The following is a 19,286-nucleotide window of genomic DNA, read 5'->3' on the forward strand; positions in this document are numbered from 1 at the left end:
CTCCTGCCTCAATTTGGTATAAACTCATCCTTGGTAAACTTCTTCCACTCATTATTATAACGATAATACCAAGCGGGCTGCAAATTGATGATTTCCGAATTAGTTGTAGCCATATTCTTTTCTACCTTCAGCTCGTAAGCCACCGTTACATCTTGCAGCAAGTTACGGTCAAAATTAGGCAGCTGCTCAATTTCTTTGATGACTTCTTTTCCCGATAATAATCGGCTTTCCTCTCCACCACTTACAATCGTTCCGAGCGCAAAATTGCTACGGGTATATTCATTAATATCTATATCACCAAGCTCTACTTCTATCTTCGCCCGATGATAATCACTAAAAATCGGAATCCCTTGTTGGTTATGAAATAATCGGAAGACAACCTTATTACTCTCTGGTACTTCTTCAAAGTAGCGGTAATTGCCTGTCCAGCCTTTATGTGCATTCATAAAATCAATGCTTCGTCGCAGTAGATTCATGCCAACAAACTCATCACCGACAACAGATGAGATATTTTTATAAGAAATCATATTGCGATCCTCATAGACACGCATAATACTCGTACTATCGGTATATTCAATCATGGATGGTTGTGTCGTACTCTCTTGTACAACAGATGGGTCACTAAATAATGATTCCATCAATGTACGTGGTTTGATTTTATCCATTAAATAGATGCGTTGTGTCGATACAGGAATATGCTCATCTGGGACATAAATCATGCGCTCATTCTGGCCCTGATAACCAAGAAACGAATAGAAATCCTCATCATCACTGGCTGTATCATAATACTTCGTCCGGAAATCGGCCATCGATGCCCCTTGCACTTCACCACGGAAGACCGTACCTTGATCTCTTGCTATAAAATAGGCTAAACCGATATCATCCTCTATAGAATTCATGTCAATCACGATTGTGTCAAATGAAAAATCGGTAGCGTTCTTATCAATATTAGGTATGACTTCGCGAAAAGCATTAAGTGAAACTTCATCTGGGTAGACCAATATCGAATGTCCTGTTTTTTCTATCCATTCATGTAATGAACCGATATCGTTTGAGACATTCGCTAGATTTAATAGTTCCCATTTGCTCATATCATTAGTGATTTGGTCGATTTCCACAGATAAGGTTGTTCCGATTTTCTTATCATCGTAGAAATGAATAAGCTGACTAGGTCTAATGACTTCGCTATACTCTTTGTCATCTCCTATCGGTTCAATCGCTTGTCCTGGGTTCTCAACAGGCGTTAAATTAGGTCGATACGTCCATAAATTAAACGTCAATACGATACTACAACCTACTAAGATAATTAATAGGATATTCTTTATCTTCTCATAGGTCATTCCCAATCATCCTCTTCGGAACGGATATACGGCAAGCTAAAGGAGATCTTTGTTCCTTTTCCTTCAATACTTTCCGCCCAAATTTCACCACCGTGCGCTTCTACCATTTCCTTGGCAATCGCTAGTCCTAATCCCGTTCCACCTAATTTTCTTGTTCTTGCTTTATCTACACGATAAAAACGATTAAAGATTTTTGATACATTTTCTTTCGGTATACCCATGCCTTCATCTGCTACGCTTATGATTAAATACCCTTCTTGTTCTTCAATACTGAAGGTAATCTTTCCTCCTTCAGGTGAGTATTTCATCGCATTGGAGATGATATTATCGAGTACCTGTGTTAATTTATCTGTATCAATCTCAACAAAATCAGCCGTTGTTGGTACCCTACGTTCGAATGTAACATTTTGTTGTTTCGTGAACTCAAAGCGATCAATAATTCGGTTATAGAATTGTGTAAAATCAACCCACTCTTTATTTAATTGATAATCGCTACTATCCATTTTCGATAGCTGCAATAAATCATTGACTAAGCGAATCATACGCTCTGTCTCATTTTGAGTGACGTCAAGGAAATTCGGAGCAATGTCCTTATCTTGCCATGCACCATCTGTTAAAGCCTCTAAATAACTGCGCATGGTCGTGAGTGGTGTTCTTAACTCATGTGAAACATTGGCAACAAATTCGCGACGTTCTTCTTCAATTTTTTCTTGTTCGGTAATATCATGTAAAACAGTTATAAGTCCATTAATAAAGCCTGTTTCTTTTTGAATAACTGAGAAATTAGCCCTTAAAATAAGATTATTCTTTTCATCACTATAATCTAAGATGACCGATTCTCTTTCTTCAAGCAGCTCTTCAAACGTGTAGTCTTCTTCCAATCCTAGTAATGAAACAATCGAATTAGATAAGACTGTTTCACGTGAAACATGTAACATTTCTGCAGCAGGTTCGTTAATGAGAATCACGCGCCCTTTGCGGTCAGTGGCAATTACGCCATCTGTCATAAAGGTGAGGACAGATGATAGTTTTCTTCTTTCCCCTTCAGTGGTAGCTTGTGCTTCCTGCAACTTTCTAGTCAAACTATTAAAAGTCATAGCTAATTGTCCAATTTCATCTTGGCCATAGATTTTTACTTTTCTAGAATAGTTTCCTTTCGCCATGGCTAACGCTTGTTTTCTCATATCGGTGATCGGTCTCGTAATGGTTTGCGCAAGTAATACACTGAGCACAGCGGTTAAAATAAGGGCAATTGCTGTACCTGTTGAGAAGATTTTGATAATCTCCCTCATCTGAGTATAGACATTCTCAATTTTAGACGTGACATAAATCACACCTTTTACGTCATTATCAATAATAATTGGTTTAATGTAGATCCATACTCGCTTGCCATTGATGACACTATCCTGTTCATTTGGCTGACCATTTTTAATTGACGTACGAATAAGCGCATTAGACATCTTCTGACCAACTTTTGATTGATCAGAAACATTCGATGTCCCTAGCACTCTCATAGTCGTGCTTTCGATAACGGCGACTTCACTAATATCGTCAGTGTTGTAGTCCTGCAATAACCTGCGCAGGTCCACCTCCAATGTGGCATCACCGTCTTCTGGCACTCGTTCTTTCACAAATTGTTCTTCTAAATAATAAGATAGCAGCTTCATCTGGTTTTCAATCGTTGTTTTAAAGTTATCGTTTAACGTATCCTCTAATTGTCTGACGAAATAAGCACTGACAATTTGCATGGCAATGAGGATAAGCAACACATATATAATGACGAATTTCAGATGAATTGATCGAAAAAAGCCTACCTTGTTCATGATCTACTTACTCCTGTTCTGGATTTCGCAAGTAGTATCCGACACCTCTTCTTGTAACGATCCATGTCGGATGACTTGGATTGTCTTCGATTTTTTCACGCAAACGTCTAACGGTTACGTCAACTGTTCTGACATCTCCGTAATAATCATAGCCCCAGACAGTTTGAAGTAAATGTTCACGCGTCATTACTTGGCCAATATGTTTAGCTAAATAATGAAGTAACTCGAATTCTCTGTGCGTTAGTTCGATCGTTTCACCGCGTTTAGAAACGATGTACGCGTCAGGGTGAATCGTTAGTGAGCCTACTTCAATTTCATTACTTTCATCTTCTTCATCCACTTTTGAAGCAATTTGTTGATGACGACGAAGATTGGCTTTTACTCTGGCAATTAATTCCCTTGTGCTGAATGGTTTTGTTACATAGTCATCTGCTCCAAGCTCTAGCCCTAATACTTTATCAATTTCAGAGTCTTTTGCTGTGAGCATAATGATCGGCATATCATATTTCTTTCTTACTTCTCGGCAAACCTCAATGCCGTCTTTCTGAGGAAGCATGATATCTAATAGAATCATATCAGGCTTTACTTCTTCTACTTTTTCCAATGCGGAGACACCGTCATATACACAAGTTACATCGAAGCCTTCTTTATTTAAGTTAAACTGTAATATATCTGCAATTGGTTTTTCATCATCTACTACAAGAATTTTCTTATCCATAGTTGTTCTCCTTTATCCAATTATTATCTACTGTCGTCACAATCATGTATCTTTTTCAAGATTATCATATCTAAGCTTATTGGGCTTGTAAAAGCATTTTGTAAAATTTTTTCAGCATGTATCCTACTCTACTTTATCACGTTACATACAAGTCCGCATCATTTGTAATGTATCTTATATGTACAAGTATTGGAAAAGCAAGATAGAAGGGGCTTTTTCTTTTTTTGAAAAAGGGATGAGCGCTCTTGAATGGCGACTTATCATACACACAAAAAAGCACGATAACTTCTGTTTATCCAAGCAGAGTTATTCGTGCTTAATGTTAGCTAAAACACTCCTGTCCCAGCACTTTTTTGATCATTGACTGATATAGTCTAATGGGTTTTTCAACTGACCATCTTTGTATAGTTCAAAATGAAGGTGAACGCCTGTTGAGTTACCAGTGGAGCCCATCACACCTAATTTAGAGCCTTTCGTTACTGTCTCTCCTGCACTTACAGAGAGAGAATCTAAATGAGCATATAAGGTACGGTAGCCATTTTGATGATCAATTTCTACTTTATAACCATAACTGCTACTAAAGCCCGCTGAAATGACCTTGCCATTATCGGCTGCTTTAATCGTGCGATTGCTTGGTCTGGCAATATCAATCCCTTTATGGAGCTTACCCCAACGATGACCAAGCTCACTTGATACATAGCCACCAACTGCTGGCCAAGCAAAGTCACCATCACCAACATCAGGATTTTTTGTTCCTTTAATAATGATTTCCTCTACAGGCTCCTCAATAATTTTCTCCTTTAGTTCACTCTTATCGACTTCTTCACCATTTGATTCTTTCACATGGTATAACACGTTACGTTTTCCTTTTTTACCTTCTTGCTTTACTTTCTCTTCCCCTTTCAACATGTCATCATCTTCTATTACTTTTGTTTGAAAGGGAATCTCTTCTTCTTTAAATTCTGATCGATTCGTAATCACATCAACATACGGTTCGATTGTTTCCACAACAAGTTCTTGACCAACCTTTAGTACATCTTCTTGACTCATCTCATTCAAGTCTTCAAGTTCTTCTGTAGATAAATGAAATTCGTCAGCAATCTTACTAATAGAGTCACCTTCTTCTACTCTATATTTCTCTTGTTCTACTGTTCCTTTATTTAAGAAATTAATGACCTCATCAACAGACTGCACCTTGTTCGGGTCTACTTTTTCTTTCTTCCATTCTATTTCCTCGGAAAATCTCGCATTCAACAAGCGGGTGTCACCAATTGCTAATTCTGGTAGTGGCTCTTCCTCTTCTGAACGCTCTTTTAACTCTTTATAGTCCTTTTCCGAAATATACTGTAACTGTAGTTGCTGAAGCACTTCATCCGCTTCTTCCTCATTCTTAACATAAGCAACGATTTCACCATCAATTTCTAGTGCGAGAGCATCTGCTTTAATAGAGATCCCTTTGAGTACGTTTTCTGATTCCTTCTCGGTTGCCTCATTAAAGGCTTTCCCTTCCTCTTCAGGTGAAAGCTCATGGTCTAACGCCTTTTGTATGCCTTCATAGGACTTCCCTTGATTTTCAAGTTCATCCTCTACGATATTTTCAATCATTTGGGGATTATCGACTGTCCCCACATATTGATCACCGATATATACATAATACAGATCCGACTCTTCTGCTTCTGCCAGTACTGATGTGGATCCGCTCCATGCTAAACAACCACCAATCATAATGATTGCGGCCGCTTTCTTCCATTTATGTGTAAAACGCTTAGATGTACGTTCTGTATATGTAGTCAGTCTTTGCTTCCATTGCTTCATGGTTCTTCCCCCTATACTACTTTACACCTTCTTTTTTTATTAGTGCTATCAGACTAATTACTATTGCACCTACCTAATGTACCATATCGCTTTTTTTACGACTTTGATGTCTCTGTAATGTAATTAAACTGTATATGAGATGACATAGTTTGACGTAATATAGGAAAAAACTACATAGAATTGGGGGTATTTTGTCATATGATTGTAATAGAAAGGAGGAGAAAAACATAAAAAAAGAGAGCACGAATTAAATTCATACTCCCTTTTTGATGGCTCAGGACGGAATCGAACCGCCGACACAAGGATTTTCAGTCCTTTGCTCTACCGACTGAGCTACTGAGCCATAAAAACAGCTTATCCAATTTTCATGATCACTATACAAGTAAATCATGGCGGTCCGGACGGGACTCGAACCCGCGACCTCCTGCGTGACAGGCAGGCATTCTAACCAACTGAACTACCGGACCAAATCTATATAAAATTCGTAATCAATGAAAGAATGAGCGCTTGCATTCCTATGATTACTACTATTAAAAAAAGATGACCCCTACGGGATTCGAACCCGTGTTACCGCCGTGAAAGGGCGGTGTCTTAACCGCTTGACCAAGGGGCCATACGAATATAAAAATGGTGAGCCATGAAGGACTCGAACCTTCGACCCTCTGATTAAAAGTCAGATGCTCTACCAACTGAGCTAATGGCTCGCTTTTTTAATTTGAAGCGTTTTCTTGACGACGCTTTTTATATTATCATAGGGTGATAGCTTTGTACACTCCTTTTTTAATATTTTTTTAGAAAAACTTTTACTTATTAAAATCCTCACATCATTTATCATTTAACAATGCAAAAAAAACTAAATAACATGGGGTCATTTAGTCTTTTCTTTAGTGAGTTTAATTGCCCCTAAAATAAGTGGGATTTGTAACGGTAAACGCATCCATAATAATAACGGATGAATTTTTTTACCTTTATAGAAAGTATTATTTTTTACTGCCATGTTGATATTCGCTGGGAAAACAAGCACCATGAATAATGAAAGCAACTTCCCTACTAGACTTTGACCTCTTTTCGCCCACAGTAACAGCGCAAATGCGACCTCCATTACACCCGTAATGAGGACAATCCCTTTTTTAAATGGTAACGAATCTGGCACAATCTTGCGGAAATTTCGTTCACGGACAAAATGAAGGACTCCTGCTACAAACAAGATCAATGAATACATGCCTTTTAATATTTTCATATCCTCCCACCACCTTTGTCCATTCATTGCCCTGATTTTACATTTTCTAAACCACTATCACTTCGGTTCCTACAGAAAATTAACTTTTTAATAAAAAAAAGACCGTATCTACTACAGATACGATCTTAAAAAACTTCATTTTAGTTTTGTCTCCAAGGGCTTCTAACCACATTTGTTTGCGTACGGTCAGGACCAACAGAGAATATAGACAATGGAATACCTGTTAATTGAGAGACACGCTCTAAATAGTGACGCGCATTTGCTGGCAGCTCATCTAAAGATTTGCATGCTGTAATATCTTCTGTCCAACCTGGGAGCTCTTCATATACTGGTTCGCAATCAGCAAGGACTTTTAAGCTCGCTGGGAATTCTTCAATGATTTCGCCTTTGTAGCTATAAGCTGTACAAATTTTCAAAGTATCAATGCCTGTAAGAACATCAATAGAATTGAGTGAAAGGTCTGTAATGCCGCTCACACGACGAGCATGGCGAACCACGACACTATCAAACCAACCCACACGACGAGGACGACCTGTTGTTGTCCCATATTCACGACCAACTTCGCGAATTTGATCGCCAATCTCGTTATTTAATTCAGTCGGGAAAGGTCCATCTCCTACACGAGTTGTATATGCTTTAGAGACCCCAACAACATGTTTAATTTTTGTTGGTCCAACACCAGAACCGATTGCCACACCGCCAGCTACTGGGTTAGAAGAGGTAACGAATGGATATGTTCCTTGATCAATATCAAGCATAACCCCTTGCGCACCTTCAAATAATACTCTACGACCATCATCAAGTGAATCATTTAATACAACTGACGTATCACATACATATTTCTTCACTTGTTGACCGTACTCATAATATTCGTCCAGAATGTCTTCTATTTTGAAGCCTTCTGTTTCATAGATTCTTTCAAGTAAACGGTTTTTATCCGCTAAGTTACGAGCAAGCTTCTCTTCAAATACTTCTTTATCTAATAAGTCTGCGATACGGATTCCCACACGAGCGGCTTTATCCATATAAGCAGGTCCGATTCCTTTTTTCGTTGTCCCAATTTTGTTATCGCCTTTGCTATTTTCTTCCACCTCATCTAATTTTAAGTGGTAAGGTAAAATGACATGGGCGCGGTTACTAATACGTAAATTATCTGTTGTCACACCTTTTTCATGTAAGTAAGCCAATTCTTGTACCAATGCCTTCGGATCAACGACCATTCCGTTACCAATGACACAAATTTTATCACTATAAAAAATACCTGATGGAATTAAATGCAATTTATACGTTTCACCGTTAAATTTAATTGTATGTCCAGCGTTATTACCGCCTTGATATCTTGCAATCACTTCCGCATTCTCTGATAGAAAATCCGTGATTTTTCCTTTACCTTCGTCTCCCCATTGTGTTCCAACAACAACTACTGATGACATTACGAATGCACCTCCGAGGTTTCTTTTTCCCTTATCAAACAAACTAATTCTACAATTTTATTGTTATAAAGTCAATAAAACACGAACATTTTATTCATATAACGAAAAATACGTTCGTGAATATTTTTGTTGATTCATGTAATGATGGTAAGAAGGCCACCTTCTCTATTGCTTCTTAGTCAGTGGGGAATCTCTAGTAAATTTGGGGAAATTAAAGACTTTTATGTGATATTTGAGCAGCTCCCTTAGAGAATGCTGACATTGTGTAGGGGAAATCGAATTTAATCTGCTATTTTTTCCCTTTCACTCCGGGTGTACGAGGAATTGTGAAAAGATCACATTAGTTGGGGGAAATCTTCATGCTTGTGTGGGCTTATGGGAAATGCTCACATTAGTTAGGGGGCAAACCAGAAATAACCACATTTGTTAAGTGAATGCTCACGAATTGTGTAGGCAAATAATAAATGCCATGTTTAAGCACAAAAATCATCAAGTACAGGTGTAAATCCCCATCCATATCAAATAATAGTTTGCCTATGTACATTCTAAAAATAAGCAAAAATGTAGTTTTAAAACAAAGTCTGGTCATTTAAAAATTGGTAAGAAATCCTACTAGTATTCAACTATCAGCGCAGTTTAGTTGAATAAGAGATTTCATTTCTCCACACCTTTAATTTACTACTTATTTTATTAATATAAGAGCATTGTGTGAAAAACTCGATCAGAATCCTTCTGCTATTCTATAGATATAAATAACAAGGAGGTACTGATATGTACGCATGGGAATCAATAGAAAAAACACTAACCTATATTGAGGAAAACATGTCAGAAGAAATTCAGACGGAAACCTTGGCAAGTATTGCCTCTCTTTCACCGTTTTATTTTCAAAGACTATTTAAACGATTAGTAAGAAAACCAGTACAGGAATATATAAAACTCCGTCGTCTTGCAAAAGCAATCAATGATCTGAAAAATACAAAGCAAAGAATTCTGGATGTAGCTTTGAGCTATGGCTTTTCAAGTCATGCAAACTTTACAAGGGCATTTAAGGAAACATATCAAATGACACCAGAAGAATACAGAAAGAATCTGCCAATGCTTAACACTTTTGACAAACCGGAAATTTCAGCGAATTATGTACTAATCGACGAAAATGTTCCTGTGATAGTAGGTAATATTGTTTTAGAAATCCAGAAGAAATCATTGAAAGAATCAGAAATATACCTTGGTTTTGAAGCAGAAGTAAATATTTCCAATCAGATTCCAGTTGGAGAAAGTACCGGTATTGATGTTCCAGGGCAACTTTGGCAAAAATTTCGCTCAAAGAAAAATATGATAGCAGATTCTCTTTACAGGGACGTTGAAATGGGAATGTCTCATACGGCAAACCTCGATAAAGGAACATTTATTTATTTTGCCGGTGGATTAGCAAACTCGACTAACATAAGTACGAATGATGGTATGGTAAAACAAATTTTGCCTGCTGGAGAATATATAGTGTGTAGAATTGAAGCAGCGTCTTTTGAAGAACTTGTTACAACCGCCTTAAATCAAGCAAATAAGTATCTGTTTGAAACATGGCTTAAGAAACATGAACTGGTGACGCAACCATTCTCAGCAGAAAAATATTACAAAGAAAATGCTGGGATAAACTGTATGGAAATTTGGGTAATTCCTATGGACAAAATAGCAGAGTAATGGAAAAAGCAATTCTTCAATGACTAATGTAAAAAAAGAATTACACGACTAATTTGGAAGTTATATTTTTGCCATGAAAAAACAGAAGTATTGTGAGTGCGTTTATTTAACAAGGAGCTTTAAAATAAGCAAACTAAAATCGAACCCAATTATCAAAAGAAAATCCATAGCCTGAGATTTATAAACCGCTCAAACCACCTTTAACTACCGATCCTAATGTATACTCCCACAAAAAAAGAGGAAAACAGCAATAAACTGTTTCCCTCTTTATGCCCCAGGCGGAGCAAATGAATCGTCAAATCTTTTTTCTAGGTTGACGAATTTATTATATTCTTTGACGAAGGCTAGCTGGACGGTACCGACTGGGCCGTTACGTTGTTTAGCGATGATGATTTCGATGATATTTTTGTCTTCGGACTCTTTGTCATAATAATCATCACGATATAGGAAGGCAACGATGTCGGCATCCTGCTCAATACTTCCTGATTCACGTATATCAGACATCATCGGACGTTTATCTTGTCGTTGCTCAACGCCACGTGATAGCTGTGATAAGGCAATAACAGGTACTTGCAACTCTCTGGCAAGCGCTTTTAAGGAACGCGAGATTTCAGAGACTTCTTGCTGACGGTTTTCACCAGAACGGCCGCTACCTAAAATAAGCTGCAAGTAGTCGATGAGGATCATACCTAAGCCATGCTCCTGCTTCAAACGACGACATTTCGAACGAATTTCTGTGATTCTTACACCAGGCGTATCATCGATGAAAATTCCAGCATTAGATAGGCTGCCCATCGCCATCGTCAACTTGCCCCAATCATCATCGGTTAAAGAACCTGTTCTGAGACGTTGGGCATCGATATTTCCTTCCGCACACAGCATCCGCATTACGAGCTGTTCCGCACCCATCTCCAAACTAAAGATGGCAACATTTTCTTGTGTTTTAACGGCAACATTTTGCGCGATATTTAATGCAAAAGCTGTTTTACCAACGGAAGGTCTAGCGCCAACGATAATTAAATCATTGCGCTGAAAGCCTGCTGTCATATGATCAAGCTCGGCAAACCCAGTCGCTATCCCCGTGATATCCCCTTTACGATTATGCATAACCTCGATATTATCATACGTACGAACAAGCACATCTTTAATATTGTGGAAAGCCCCTGCATTTTTACGTTGCGACACTTCTAATATATTTTTTTCTGCTTCGCCAAGTAGTGATTCTACTTCATCTTCTCTCGTATATCCATCTTGGGCAATGTCTGTTGCCGTACGGATGAGTCTACGTAAGATCGATTTTTCTTCTACTATTTTGGCGTAATATTCTATATTTGCTGCTGTTGGAACAGATGCAGCTAATTCACTTAAATAAGTTACTCCGCCTGTATCCTCTAACATTTTGGCTGCGTTTAATTCTTCTGTTACTGTTACTAAATCAACGGCTTCTCCCTTGTCATTTAATTTCAGCATGACATTAAAAATTCTTTGATGAGCCGCTCTATAGAAATCTTCAGGAATTAATAGCTCTGAAGCCATTGTTAACGAGGAAGGCTCCAGAAAGATTGCGCCTAGAACAGCTTGTTCAGCCTCTATGTTTTGCGGAGGGAGACGATCAGCAAATAATTCACTCAAAACGATAGAACCTCCTCATTCTGACACATTTTAAACACGTGAGATGAACAAAAATGTGATCAGCCTGCACCGATCACATTTTTTTCACTCTATTATTTTACCATGAATTCTTTTGATGCGTTGTTAAATTCTTTAATTGGCTTCTTTTACATGTACATTTAAAGTCGCTGATACTTCAGTGTGCAGTTTAACCGGTACTTTTGTATATCCTAAAGTACGAATGGCGTCACTTAATTCGATTTTGCGCTTGTCGATTTTAATATTATGCGCCTTCTTTAATTCTTCGGCAATTTGCTTGCTTGTAATCGAACCGAATAGACGCCCGCCTTCTCCTGCTTTTGTTGAAAATTCCAGTGTTAGCTTCTCTAATGTTTCTTTTAATTGCTTCGCCTCTGCTAACTCTGCTGCTGCTTCTTTTTCTTCTTTCTTTTTTTGTGCATTCAATGAACTTACATTTGAGTTATTTGCCTCAACAGCGAGTCCTTGTTTAATTAAGAAGTTATGTGCATAGCCGTCTGCTACGTTCTTCACTTCACCTTTTTTCCCTTTTCCTTTAACATCTTTTAAGAAAATGACTTTCATTCTTCTTTTCTCCCTTCTAAATACTCATCAATTGCTTCTTTTAATTTACTTTCTACATCATTGATTGAGACATCATCTAATTGAGTAGCAGCATTTGTTAAATGGCCGCCCCCTTCTAGCGCCTCCATAATGACCTGTACGTTAATATCACCTAATGAGCGAGCACTCACACCAATCATTTCATCGGCACGATAAGAAATGACGAATGAAGCTGTCACACCGTCCATTGCCAGTAATGTATCGGCTGCTTGTGCAATTAACACTTGGTCGTATATATCATCTTCAGCACCTTTAGCAATGGCTAGGCCATTTCGGTAAAATTCTACCGTTTCAATGATTTTCGCCCGTTTTATATACGTGTCGACATCTTCTTTTAAGAATCGTTGCACAAGGACTGTATCGGCTCCTTGTCCTCTTAAATAAGATGCTGCATCAAAGGTTCTTGCGCCGGTTCTTAACGTAAAGCTCTTCGTATCAACGATAATTCCAGCGAGGAGTGCGGTCGCCTCAAGCATATCAATTTTACGATTCTTCGGTTGATATTCTAGCAATTCCGTCACTAATTCTGCTGTCGAAGAGGCATAAGGCTCCATGTAAACGAGCAGCGGATTTTTAATAAAATCTTCGCCGCGACGATGATGATCGATCACAACTACATCTTCTATTTTAGCAAGCAATCGCTCTTCTATCACCATAGAAGGCTTATGGGTATCAACAACAACAAGTAAAGTATCATCCGTTGCCATCTCTAACGCTTGATCTGGCGTGATGAATTTCGCATAAAGCTCTTCTTTTTTCTCTATCTCAGCCATTAAACGATTTACGCTTTGATCAAATTCGTCTTTATTAACGACAATATATCCATCACGATGATTCATCTCGGCTACCTTTTGAATACCAATGGCAGCACCAATCGCGTCCATGTCCGGCCGTTTATGACCCATGACGATGACTTTATCACTTTCTGAGACTAATTCCTTTAATGCGTGGGAAATAACGCGTGCCCGTACTCTCGTGCGTTTCTCAACAGGGTTCGTCTTCCCTCCGAAAAATTTCACTTTACCATTTGGCTGTTTAATCGCTACCTGGTCACCGCCTCTACCGAGAGCGAGGTCTAAACTAGATTGAGCTAAGACACCTAGTTCTGGCAAATCGGAAACCCCAGCCCCAACGCCTATACTTAATGTGAGTGGCACATTTTGTTTGGCTGTCGTTTCTCTGACAAAATCAAGAATGGTAAATTTACTTTTCTCAAACTGATCTAAAATACTTTCGTTAAAGACGGCGATAAATCGCTCTGAAGATACACGCTTAAAGAAGACACCATTTTCCATGGCCCATTTATTTAAAATAGAGGTGACAAGATTATTCAAACTGCTTCTTGTCTGGTCATCCATTCCTTGTGTTAAATCATCATAATTATCTAAAAAGATAATAGCAATAACGGTACGTTCATCTTCGTATAATTTTTCAATCTGTGTTTGCTCTGTCACATCAAAGAAATAAAGCAGACGTTCGTCAGGCTTATGCACCACGCGAAATTTGCGATCTTTTAGCGTAATGGTCTCTGATTCAATCTCTTTCTTAATGATAGGAATTAAAGCATCTGCTACATCATAAAGTGATCTTCCTACCAATGTATCTTCCCCAAAGCATGATGCCATATATGGATTTGTCCAATCAATATAATACTCATCATTAATCAGCATAATGCCAATTGGCATCTCCATTAATGCTTCTTCCCCTACCTTTTTTACACGGTAAGATAAGGTCGATATGTACTCCTCTGTTTCCTTCCTCTGCTCATAATCAAACTTAAATAATAGGTAGAAAGGAAGGCCGAAAAGGAGTAGTGCAACGAGACTCAATATCCAATTGTACAACGCCATAATCGCTAGAAGAACGACGGTTACACCAATTAAAGCAAACAAGCAATAACGCATCGTTTTCTTTTCTAAATACGAGGGCATGTTTTCAACTCCTAAACAGTAGTGTTATGCATCCCTATTATCTAATCGTTTTCTTAAATCAAATCCTATATCAATTATACCTAATATCCTCACAATATAAAGGAAGATTGGAAGTAAAAAGGTAAATACGAGGATGGCAATGGGCACAACCTTTGGCCAATTCTTTAATCTGCTATAGAAGAAGATAAAGCTAAGCCCTTGAATCACCATAATTAGCTGGAAAACGAATAGGAGATTCACAATGGCCATCATTGTAAAAGAACCTTCTTCTGGTTTCATGAAAAGTTGGGCAACCATAGTTATTAAAAAGTACCATAAAATACTTTTTGGAAAACTAATATCAGCAAATGAACGCCATTTTTTTACTTCAATACCAAATCTCCTGACAATGGGTACGCCAATCAGCTGAATAATAAATACATAAATCGCAGAAGTAAGAACAAGAAGGCTTGGAAGTAACGTCTCCAATGCAGTCATTGTCGCTTCTAATTGCTTGAAAATCTGTTCTGCTTCATTATTATCTAACGTAGATAACATGTTTTTTGTCATATCCATCGATTGCTCAAGAACTACCTTTAGTTCTTCAACAAAATTGACATTCAATAACAAATTCATGCCGGCAAAAACGAGTAAAAACATCGCTAAAAACGCTAAAGAACCACCGAGCAACATCACTGTCCGTTCTTTCTTCAGCTTAATTAACTCTCCAATGACTATACCTGTTAAGCCAAAAATTAGAGTTAACGGGATTGCTGTAATGGTTCCAACAATGAATGATATCAAAATAGCAGCAACAAAAAAGATGGCTGTATCACCGCGCTTATTTTTAGCGGCAAATAACATAAAAGGAACCGGTAAGCCGAAAGTGACAATCGTACCGATGATCGGCAAATAAAGGGACATCAATAGTAAGACAGCAAAAGCAGCTAATAATACCGCCCCTTCAGTAAGTTTATGTACATTTTTCAAATAGATTCACCTCTCAAATTGGGCATACGCCCGCATCTATTATTGTATACACTCATGGATAGGTATTCAACTGAATGAATGCTTCATTTCGTGTAAATATATTCATTCATAACCAAATCATCCTTCTCTATCCTATACAGAAGCGTTTGTATAACAAAAAAACCTCCAAGAATGAAGGTTCAATCATTCTAGAAGGTTCTCATTCCGATTTTCCCTTTTATGCTTCGGTTGACATGACCTTTGGTTGGTCGGTTTGTTGTAATAGGCGGAAAAAATGTTTATTTCTTGCTTGATAGAGGATAAAACCGATGATACTAACACCAGCTACCACCATCATTACCCACATCGGCAACCATTCGAGAAATAATCCGAATAAAATAAAGCCTAAAGGCGTGGCTGCACTTGCGCCTGTTTCGAGTATAGCCATCACTCTCCCACGATATTCATCTTTTGTGCTTTTTTGAATAAGTACCATTACTGGAATGTTAATAATCATGATTGCTGCAGCCAAAAGTAAAACAATAATCAATAGGTAGACAAAGATGACTTGATTAGAGACGGCCAAGAACATTGGAAGTTGAGGCACCCCTAGTAACGCAAGGAGTACGCCTAGGCAAAGCATGCCAACAAATAAACTTAAGGATTTCCTCTTTATTTCTGCCTTTAATGAAAGAATGGTACTCATCACTAGCATGCCAACAGCAAAGCTGCCCTCAATAATGCCAAATTGATAGGAAGGCATATCGCGAATGGTGAGGACAAGATAAGGCAGGGCGATTGGAAAAACAGCAAACCAAAAATTGACCCAAATGGATATAAAAATTAATTTCCGAAGAAGGGTTTGTTTTTTTACAAAAGAGAGGCCCTCCTTCAGTTCACTTCCAATGCTCCCAGTTTGTTGTACGGCTGTTTTTTCCGCGAATAAGTAGTAGTTAATAAACAAGCTTGCCAATCCGGAAATGAAAAATCCGCAAATATTCATAATCATAAAGCTTGAAAGGGGCAACAGACCGAAAAATACACCGCCGAGAATGGGACCTAATATGCCAGAGAAGGAGACAACTGCTTGATTGAGAGACATGGCTTTTTGGAGATGATCTGGACCAACCATATTGTATATGGAAGACATCACTGCTGAAGAATAGAAAGTGTTTATAATACTGAGAATGCAAGTTGCTAAGTAAAGGAGCCATATGTCTTGTGTAACAAAAATGAAAAGGACACAAATGACAGTAATCCAAAGGGCACAAGCAAAATTGGTCGTAATAATGATTCTCTTGCGATTCCAACGGTCACTTAATGTTCCTGCCAGTGGTGCGAGTAGGATACGAGGAAGGATTGTGAGTAAGAGTGTAATGGAAAAATTGACAGCAGAACCTGTCACAGAAAGAACATATAACCCAATGGCAAAACTATAAATATTTGATCCAAGCACAATCACCACTTTTGCTAACAGAAACAGCACCAAATTCTTTTTTATCGCTGCTTGAGACACCATTTAACTTTCCTCCTCTTTAGGTAGTTTCATAAACGAGCAGCTCACATCATAAGTATCACGATCATTCGTCAGCTCATCAGGTTTAATCGTCTTTTTAAAATACTTTACAAAGAGCTCATCTAACTCTCCTTGAAACGATTGAAGCTCCTCTTTCGTTAAAGATAGTATCGTCCCTCTTGAACTTTGCTTCTCATCACCGCCAACTCCGTCTGTTTGATTAAGATGAAATTGATTCGCTTTCGCACGATAATACTTTTCTATAATCCCTTTGTACTCATTCGTTGACTCAATCTCTAAGATATCCCCTTTATAAAGCTGCTGAATGTGGTAATGGATACTACCCGCTGATTTCCCCAACTCATCTGCTACTTGTTTGGCCGTAAGCGCACGTTCCGACAGTAAAAAGATGATTTTCATTCGCAACGGATTAGAGATTAATTTTTGCTGATGTAAATTAATATTCATCGCTTTCCACTCAAAAGATGACATGTTTATCTCCCCTATCGATATGTCATTGTACGTTCTAAATTAATAATACGTTCTAAATTTTTAGAACGCAAGATTATTTTAAAAATATTCTAATTATTTTAAATATGGATTACTCCGCCATGGGTATGCATTTTGAACATTCATCAGGTTGATTAATATGACATGCTGAATGAGCATTGGAAGATGGTGGGTGTGTGAATCTAACTGTTGCAAATAATATGATGGCCTGACTGTGTCTGATTGGCTATCTTTCTAAACTTGTTTGGGTTTGGGTTTTGCTCTAATCTAATCAGATTGTTTGCTTTGTGTAAATTAATGACTCGTTTCTGCTTGAATCTAATCAAACTTTTGCTCTCGGTGGTTTATTTGACTCGTTTCTTCCTCAATCCAATCAAACTTTTGCTCTCGACTGGTTTTTTGACTCGTTTCTTTCTCAATCCAATCAAACTTTCGCTCTCGGCTGGTTTTTTGACTCGTTTCTTTCTCAATCCAATCAAATTTTCGCTCTCGGCTGGTTTTTTGACTCGTTTCTTTCTCAATCCAATCAAACTTTTGCTCTCGGCTGTTTATTTGACTCGTTTCACCCACAATCCAATCAAATTTTCATCCTCAGCTGGTTTTTTGACTCGTTTCTCCCTCAATCCAATCAAACTCTCATCCTCGAACTTGTTTTTGACTCGTTTCTCTCTCAATCCAATCAAACTTTCTCCCTCGGCTGGTTTTTTGACTCGTTTCTTCCTCAATCCAATCAAATTTCCAACCTCCAACATGTTTTAACTCGTTTCGACTTCACCCATGTATTTAAACTAAACGAAAACAAAAAACACAGTAAGCACGAAGCCTACTGTGTTTTACATTTACTTATTATTCACCTGAAACGAATGGAAGTAAAGCCATTTGGCGAGAACGCTTAATAGCAATCGTTAATTTACGTTGGTATTTAGCGTTTGTGCCTGTTACACGACGAGGTAAAATTTTACCACGTTCAGAGATGAATTTTTTTAGAAGATCTACATCTTTATAATCGATGTGAGTGATTCCGTTTGCAGTAAAATAGCAAACTTTACGACGTTTTGCACGTCCTCCTCTGCGTCCACCAGCCATGTTTTGTCACTCCTTTTCTTATTATTTTTCAAAGCCTTATTGGTTTAGAACGGAAGATCGTCATCGGAAATATCGATTTGACCGTTATTAGCGAATGGATCTTGATCTACACGAGTTTGGCTTTGGTTGCTGCGGTTATTATCATATGGTCGTTGATTCTGATTATTGTTGCCACCATAAGAATAATCATCTCTCTGGCCACCATATTGATTCGAGCCACCTTGTGAGCCTGCAGCATTTCTTGGTTCAAGAAACTGTACGCTTTCTGCCTGAACTTCAGTCACATATACACGTTTGCCATCTTGTCCTTCGTAATTACGTGTTTGCAAGCGCCCATCGACACCAGCTAGGCTTCCTTTTTTAAGGAAGTTCGCTACGTTTTCAGCAGGCTTTCTCCAAACAACGCAATTAATGAAATCCGCTTCTCTTTCTCCATTTTGATTCGTAAATGTACGATTCACAGCAAGAGTAAAGGTAGCCACTGCTACTCCATTCGGTGTATAACGTAATTCCGGGTCTTTCGTTAAACGGCCCACTAGAACTACACGATTCATCATCAGAATCAACTCCTTTCGATAAAATGAAGCATTTATTATTATTTCTCGTCTTTAACAACGATGTATCTGATAATATCTTCACTGATTTTTGCAAGACGAGTGAACTCATCAACTGCTTTAGAATCAGCATTAATGTTTACTAATTGGTAGTATCCATCACGGAAATCATTGATTTCGTAAGCTAAACGACGCTTACCCCAGTCTTTTGACTCGTTGATTTCAGCACCGTTATCAGTAAGGATTGCGTCGAAACGCTCAACTACAGATTTCTTTGCCTCATCTTCAATGTTTGGACGGATGATGTACATAACTTCGTACTTTTTCATCACTTTCACCTCCTTTTGGTCTAAACGGCCCGTTTGAGGGCAAGGAGCAATTATTCATTACTCACAAGGTAAAAGTATATCATACGTTTGGC

General features: G+C 38.2%; 18 protein-coding genes and 4 tRNA genes. 1 reads left to right on the top strand and 21 read right to left on the bottom strand.

The features are described 5' to 3' along the window. Window positions 1-8: 8 nt before the first annotated feature. The 10 genes from MHH73_RS21990 to MHH73_RS22035 all read right to left on the bottom strand — a co-directional run bounded on the left by MHH73_RS21990 (window position 9) and on the right by MHH73_RS22035 (window position 8,369). The gene (locus tag MHH73_RS21990) at window positions 9-1,340 is read right to left on the bottom strand and encodes a YycH family regulatory protein (protein ID WP_191817386.1); all 1,332 of its coding nucleotides are present in this window, start codon (window positions 1,338-1,340) and stop codon (window positions 9-11) included. Beyond that, window positions 1,337-3,163, bottom strand: a complete 1,827-nt coding sequence (gene walK / locus MHH73_RS21995; protein WP_191817385.1) for a cell wall metabolism sensor histidine kinase WalK — start codon at window positions 3,161-3,163, stop codon at window positions 1,337-1,339. Before walK ends, MHH73_RS21990 begins: the two co-directional genes overlap by 4 nt. A 7-nt stretch (window positions 3,164-3,170) precedes the next feature. Next, a complete protein-coding gene (yycF, locus tag MHH73_RS22000; RefSeq protein ID WP_095371356.1) occupies window positions 3,171-3,881 on the bottom strand; it encodes a response regulator YycF in 711 nt (236 codons plus the stop codon). Between the two features lie 357 nt (window positions 3,882-4,238). Beyond that, the gene (locus MHH73_RS22005) at window positions 4,239-5,696 is read right to left on the bottom strand and encodes a peptidoglycan DD-metalloendopeptidase family protein (RefSeq protein WP_191817384.1); all 1,458 of its coding nucleotides are present in this window, start codon (window positions 5,694-5,696) and stop codon (window positions 4,239-4,241) included. A 270-nt stretch (window positions 5,697-5,966) separates the two neighbouring features. Next, a tRNA-Phe gene (locus tag MHH73_RS22010) sits at window positions 5,967-6,039 on the bottom strand. A 47-nt stretch (window positions 6,040-6,086) separates the two neighbouring features. Beyond that, window positions 6,087-6,163, bottom strand: a tRNA-Asp gene (locus MHH73_RS22015). A 74-nt stretch (window positions 6,164-6,237) separates the two neighbouring features. After that, a tRNA-Glu gene (locus MHH73_RS22020) sits at window positions 6,238-6,309 on the bottom strand. 15 nt (window positions 6,310-6,324) lie between these two features. After that, window positions 6,325-6,400, bottom strand: a tRNA-Lys gene (locus tag MHH73_RS22025). 164 nt (window positions 6,401-6,564) lie between these two features. Then, window positions 6,565-6,936: a DoxX family protein gene (locus MHH73_RS22030; protein ID WP_191817415.1), complete on the bottom strand. Its 372-nt coding sequence runs from the start codon at window positions 6,934-6,936 to the stop codon at window positions 6,565-6,567. 140 nt (window positions 6,937-7,076) lie between these two features. Next, window positions 7,077-8,369: an adenylosuccinate synthase gene (locus tag MHH73_RS22035; RefSeq protein ID WP_191817416.1), complete on the bottom strand. Its 1,293-nt coding sequence runs from the start codon at window positions 8,367-8,369 to the stop codon at window positions 7,077-7,079. A gap of 771 nt (window positions 8,370-9,140) precedes the next feature. On the opposite strand from MHH73_RS22035, the gene MHH73_RS22040 reads away from it, so the two are divergent. Then, entirely contained in the window at window positions 9,141-10,067 is a 927-nt protein-coding gene (locus MHH73_RS22040) for an AraC family transcriptional regulator (RefSeq protein ID WP_341069550.1), read from the top strand. A gap of 267 nt (window positions 10,068-10,334) precedes the next feature. On the opposite strand, the gene dnaB is transcribed toward MHH73_RS22040, so the two are convergent. From dnaB to rpsF, 11 genes are all read right to left on the bottom strand, one after another. Further along, window positions 10,335-11,699, bottom strand: coding sequence for a replicative DNA helicase (gene dnaB, locus MHH73_RS22045; protein WP_095371351.1), 1,365 nt, complete (start codon window positions 11,697-11,699; stop codon window positions 10,335-10,337). A 132-nt stretch (window positions 11,700-11,831) separates the two neighbouring features. Continuing rightward, window positions 11,832-12,281, bottom strand: a complete 450-nt coding sequence (rplI, locus tag MHH73_RS22050) for a 50S ribosomal protein L9 (RefSeq protein ID WP_191817253.1) — start codon at window positions 12,279-12,281, stop codon at window positions 11,832-11,834. Next, complete coding sequence (locus MHH73_RS22055) at window positions 12,278-14,251, bottom strand: DHH family phosphoesterase (protein WP_191817252.1); 1,974 nt, start codon at window positions 14,249-14,251, stop codon at window positions 12,278-12,280. Before MHH73_RS22055 ends, rplI begins: the two co-directional genes overlap by 4 nt. Window positions 14,252-14,275: 24 nt before the next feature. After that, window positions 14,276-15,220: a YybS family protein gene (locus MHH73_RS22060; protein WP_191817251.1), complete on the bottom strand. Its 945-nt coding sequence runs from the start codon at window positions 15,218-15,220 to the stop codon at window positions 14,276-14,278. Window positions 15,221-15,437: 217 nt separating this feature from the next. Beyond that, the gene (locus MHH73_RS22065) at window positions 15,438-16,718 is read right to left on the bottom strand and encodes an MFS transporter (protein ID WP_341069558.1); all 1,281 of its coding nucleotides are present in this window, start codon (window positions 16,716-16,718) and stop codon (window positions 15,438-15,440) included. After that, window positions 16,719-17,207 (bottom strand): ArsR/SmtB family transcription factor, encoded by a 489-nt coding sequence (locus MHH73_RS22070; RefSeq protein WP_341069561.1) that lies wholly within the window; start codon window positions 17,205-17,207, stop codon window positions 16,719-16,721. It abuts the gene before it with no gap. Window positions 17,208-17,543: 336 nt separating this feature from the next. After that, window positions 17,544-17,795, bottom strand: coding sequence for a hypothetical protein (locus tag MHH73_RS22075; RefSeq protein ID WP_341069563.1), 252 nt, complete (start codon window positions 17,793-17,795; stop codon window positions 17,544-17,546). Next, window positions 17,774-17,959: a hypothetical protein gene (locus MHH73_RS22080; protein ID WP_341069565.1), complete on the bottom strand. Its 186-nt coding sequence runs from the start codon at window positions 17,957-17,959 to the stop codon at window positions 17,774-17,776. The genes MHH73_RS22075 and MHH73_RS22080 overlap by 22 nt, the downstream gene beginning before the upstream one ends. 112 nt (window positions 17,960-18,071) lie before the next feature. Beyond that, window positions 18,072-18,311 carry a 30S ribosomal protein S18 gene (rpsR, locus tag MHH73_RS22085; protein ID WP_095371345.1) on the bottom strand — a complete coding sequence of 80 codons (240 nt, stop codon included), beginning with the start codon at window positions 18,309-18,311 and terminating at the stop codon, window positions 18,072-18,074. A 44-nt stretch (window positions 18,312-18,355) separates the two neighbouring features. Continuing rightward, on the bottom strand, window positions 18,356-18,868 hold the full coding sequence (gene ssb, locus MHH73_RS22090; RefSeq protein WP_191817248.1) for a single-stranded DNA-binding protein: 513 nt from the start codon (window positions 18,866-18,868) through the stop codon (window positions 18,356-18,358). A gap of 38 nt (window positions 18,869-18,906) precedes the next feature. Beyond that, a complete protein-coding gene (gene rpsF / locus MHH73_RS22095; protein ID WP_095371343.1) occupies window positions 18,907-19,194 on the bottom strand; it encodes a 30S ribosomal protein S6 in 288 nt (95 codons plus the stop codon). Window positions 19,195-19,286 lie beyond the last annotated feature (92 nt).

The sequence above is a fragment of the Cytobacillus sp. FSL K6-0265 genome (assembly GCF_038003465.1).
In the GTDB taxonomy this organism is placed as follows: Bacteria; Bacillota; Bacilli; order Bacillales; family Cytobacillaceae; genus Cytobacillus; species Cytobacillus stercorigallinarum.

What these genes read in the sequence shown, in the direction of transcription:
- MHH73_RS21990 (WP_191817386.1), bottom strand. Translation starts at nt 1,340, where the DNA reads ATGACCTATGAGAAGATAAAGAATATCCTATTAATTATCTTAGTAGGT.
- walK (WP_191817385.1), bottom strand. Translation starts at nt 3,163, where the DNA reads ATGAACAAGGTAGGCTTTTTTCGATCAATTCATCTGAAATTCGTCATT.
- yycF (WP_095371356.1), bottom strand. Translation starts at nt 3,881, where the DNA reads ATGGATAAGAAAATTCTTGTAGTAGATGATGAAAAACCAATTGCAGAT.
- MHH73_RS22005 (WP_191817384.1), bottom strand. Translation starts at nt 5,696, where the DNA reads ATGAAGCAATGGAAGCAAAGACTGACTACATATACAGAACGTACATCT.
- MHH73_RS22030 (WP_191817415.1), bottom strand. Translation starts at nt 6,936, where the DNA reads ATGAAAATATTAAAAGGCATGTATTCATTGATCTTGTTTGTAGCAGGA.
- MHH73_RS22035 (WP_191817416.1), bottom strand. Translation starts at nt 8,369, where the DNA reads ATGTCATCAGTAGTTGTTGTTGGAACACAATGGGGAGACGAAGGTAAA.
- MHH73_RS22040 (WP_341069550.1), top strand. Translation starts at nt 9,141, where the DNA reads ATGTACGCATGGGAATCAATAGAAAAAACACTAACCTATATTGAGGAA.
- rplI (WP_191817253.1), bottom strand. Translation starts at nt 12,281, where the DNA reads ATGAAAGTCATTTTCTTAAAAGATGTTAAAGGAAAAGGGAAAAAAGGT.
- MHH73_RS22055 (WP_191817252.1), bottom strand. Translation starts at nt 14,251, where the DNA reads ATGCCCTCGTATTTAGAAAAGAAAACGATGCGTTATTGCTTGTTTGCT.
- MHH73_RS22065 (WP_341069558.1), bottom strand. Translation starts at nt 16,718, where the DNA reads ATGGTGTCTCAAGCAGCGATAAAAAAGAATTTGGTGCTGTTTCTGTTA.
- MHH73_RS22070 (WP_341069561.1), bottom strand. Translation starts at nt 17,207, where the DNA reads ATGTCATCTTTTGAGTGGAAAGCGATGAATATTAATTTACATCAGCAA.
- rpsR (WP_095371345.1), bottom strand. Translation starts at nt 18,311, where the DNA reads ATGGCTGGTGGACGCAGAGGAGGACGTGCAAAACGTCGTAAAGTTTGC.
- ssb (WP_191817248.1), bottom strand. Translation starts at nt 18,868, where the DNA reads ATGATGAATCGTGTAGTTCTAGTGGGCCGTTTAACGAAAGACCCGGAA.
- rpsF (WP_095371343.1), bottom strand. Translation starts at nt 19,194, where the DNA reads ATGAAAAAGTACGAAGTTATGTACATCATCCGTCCAAACATTGAAGAT.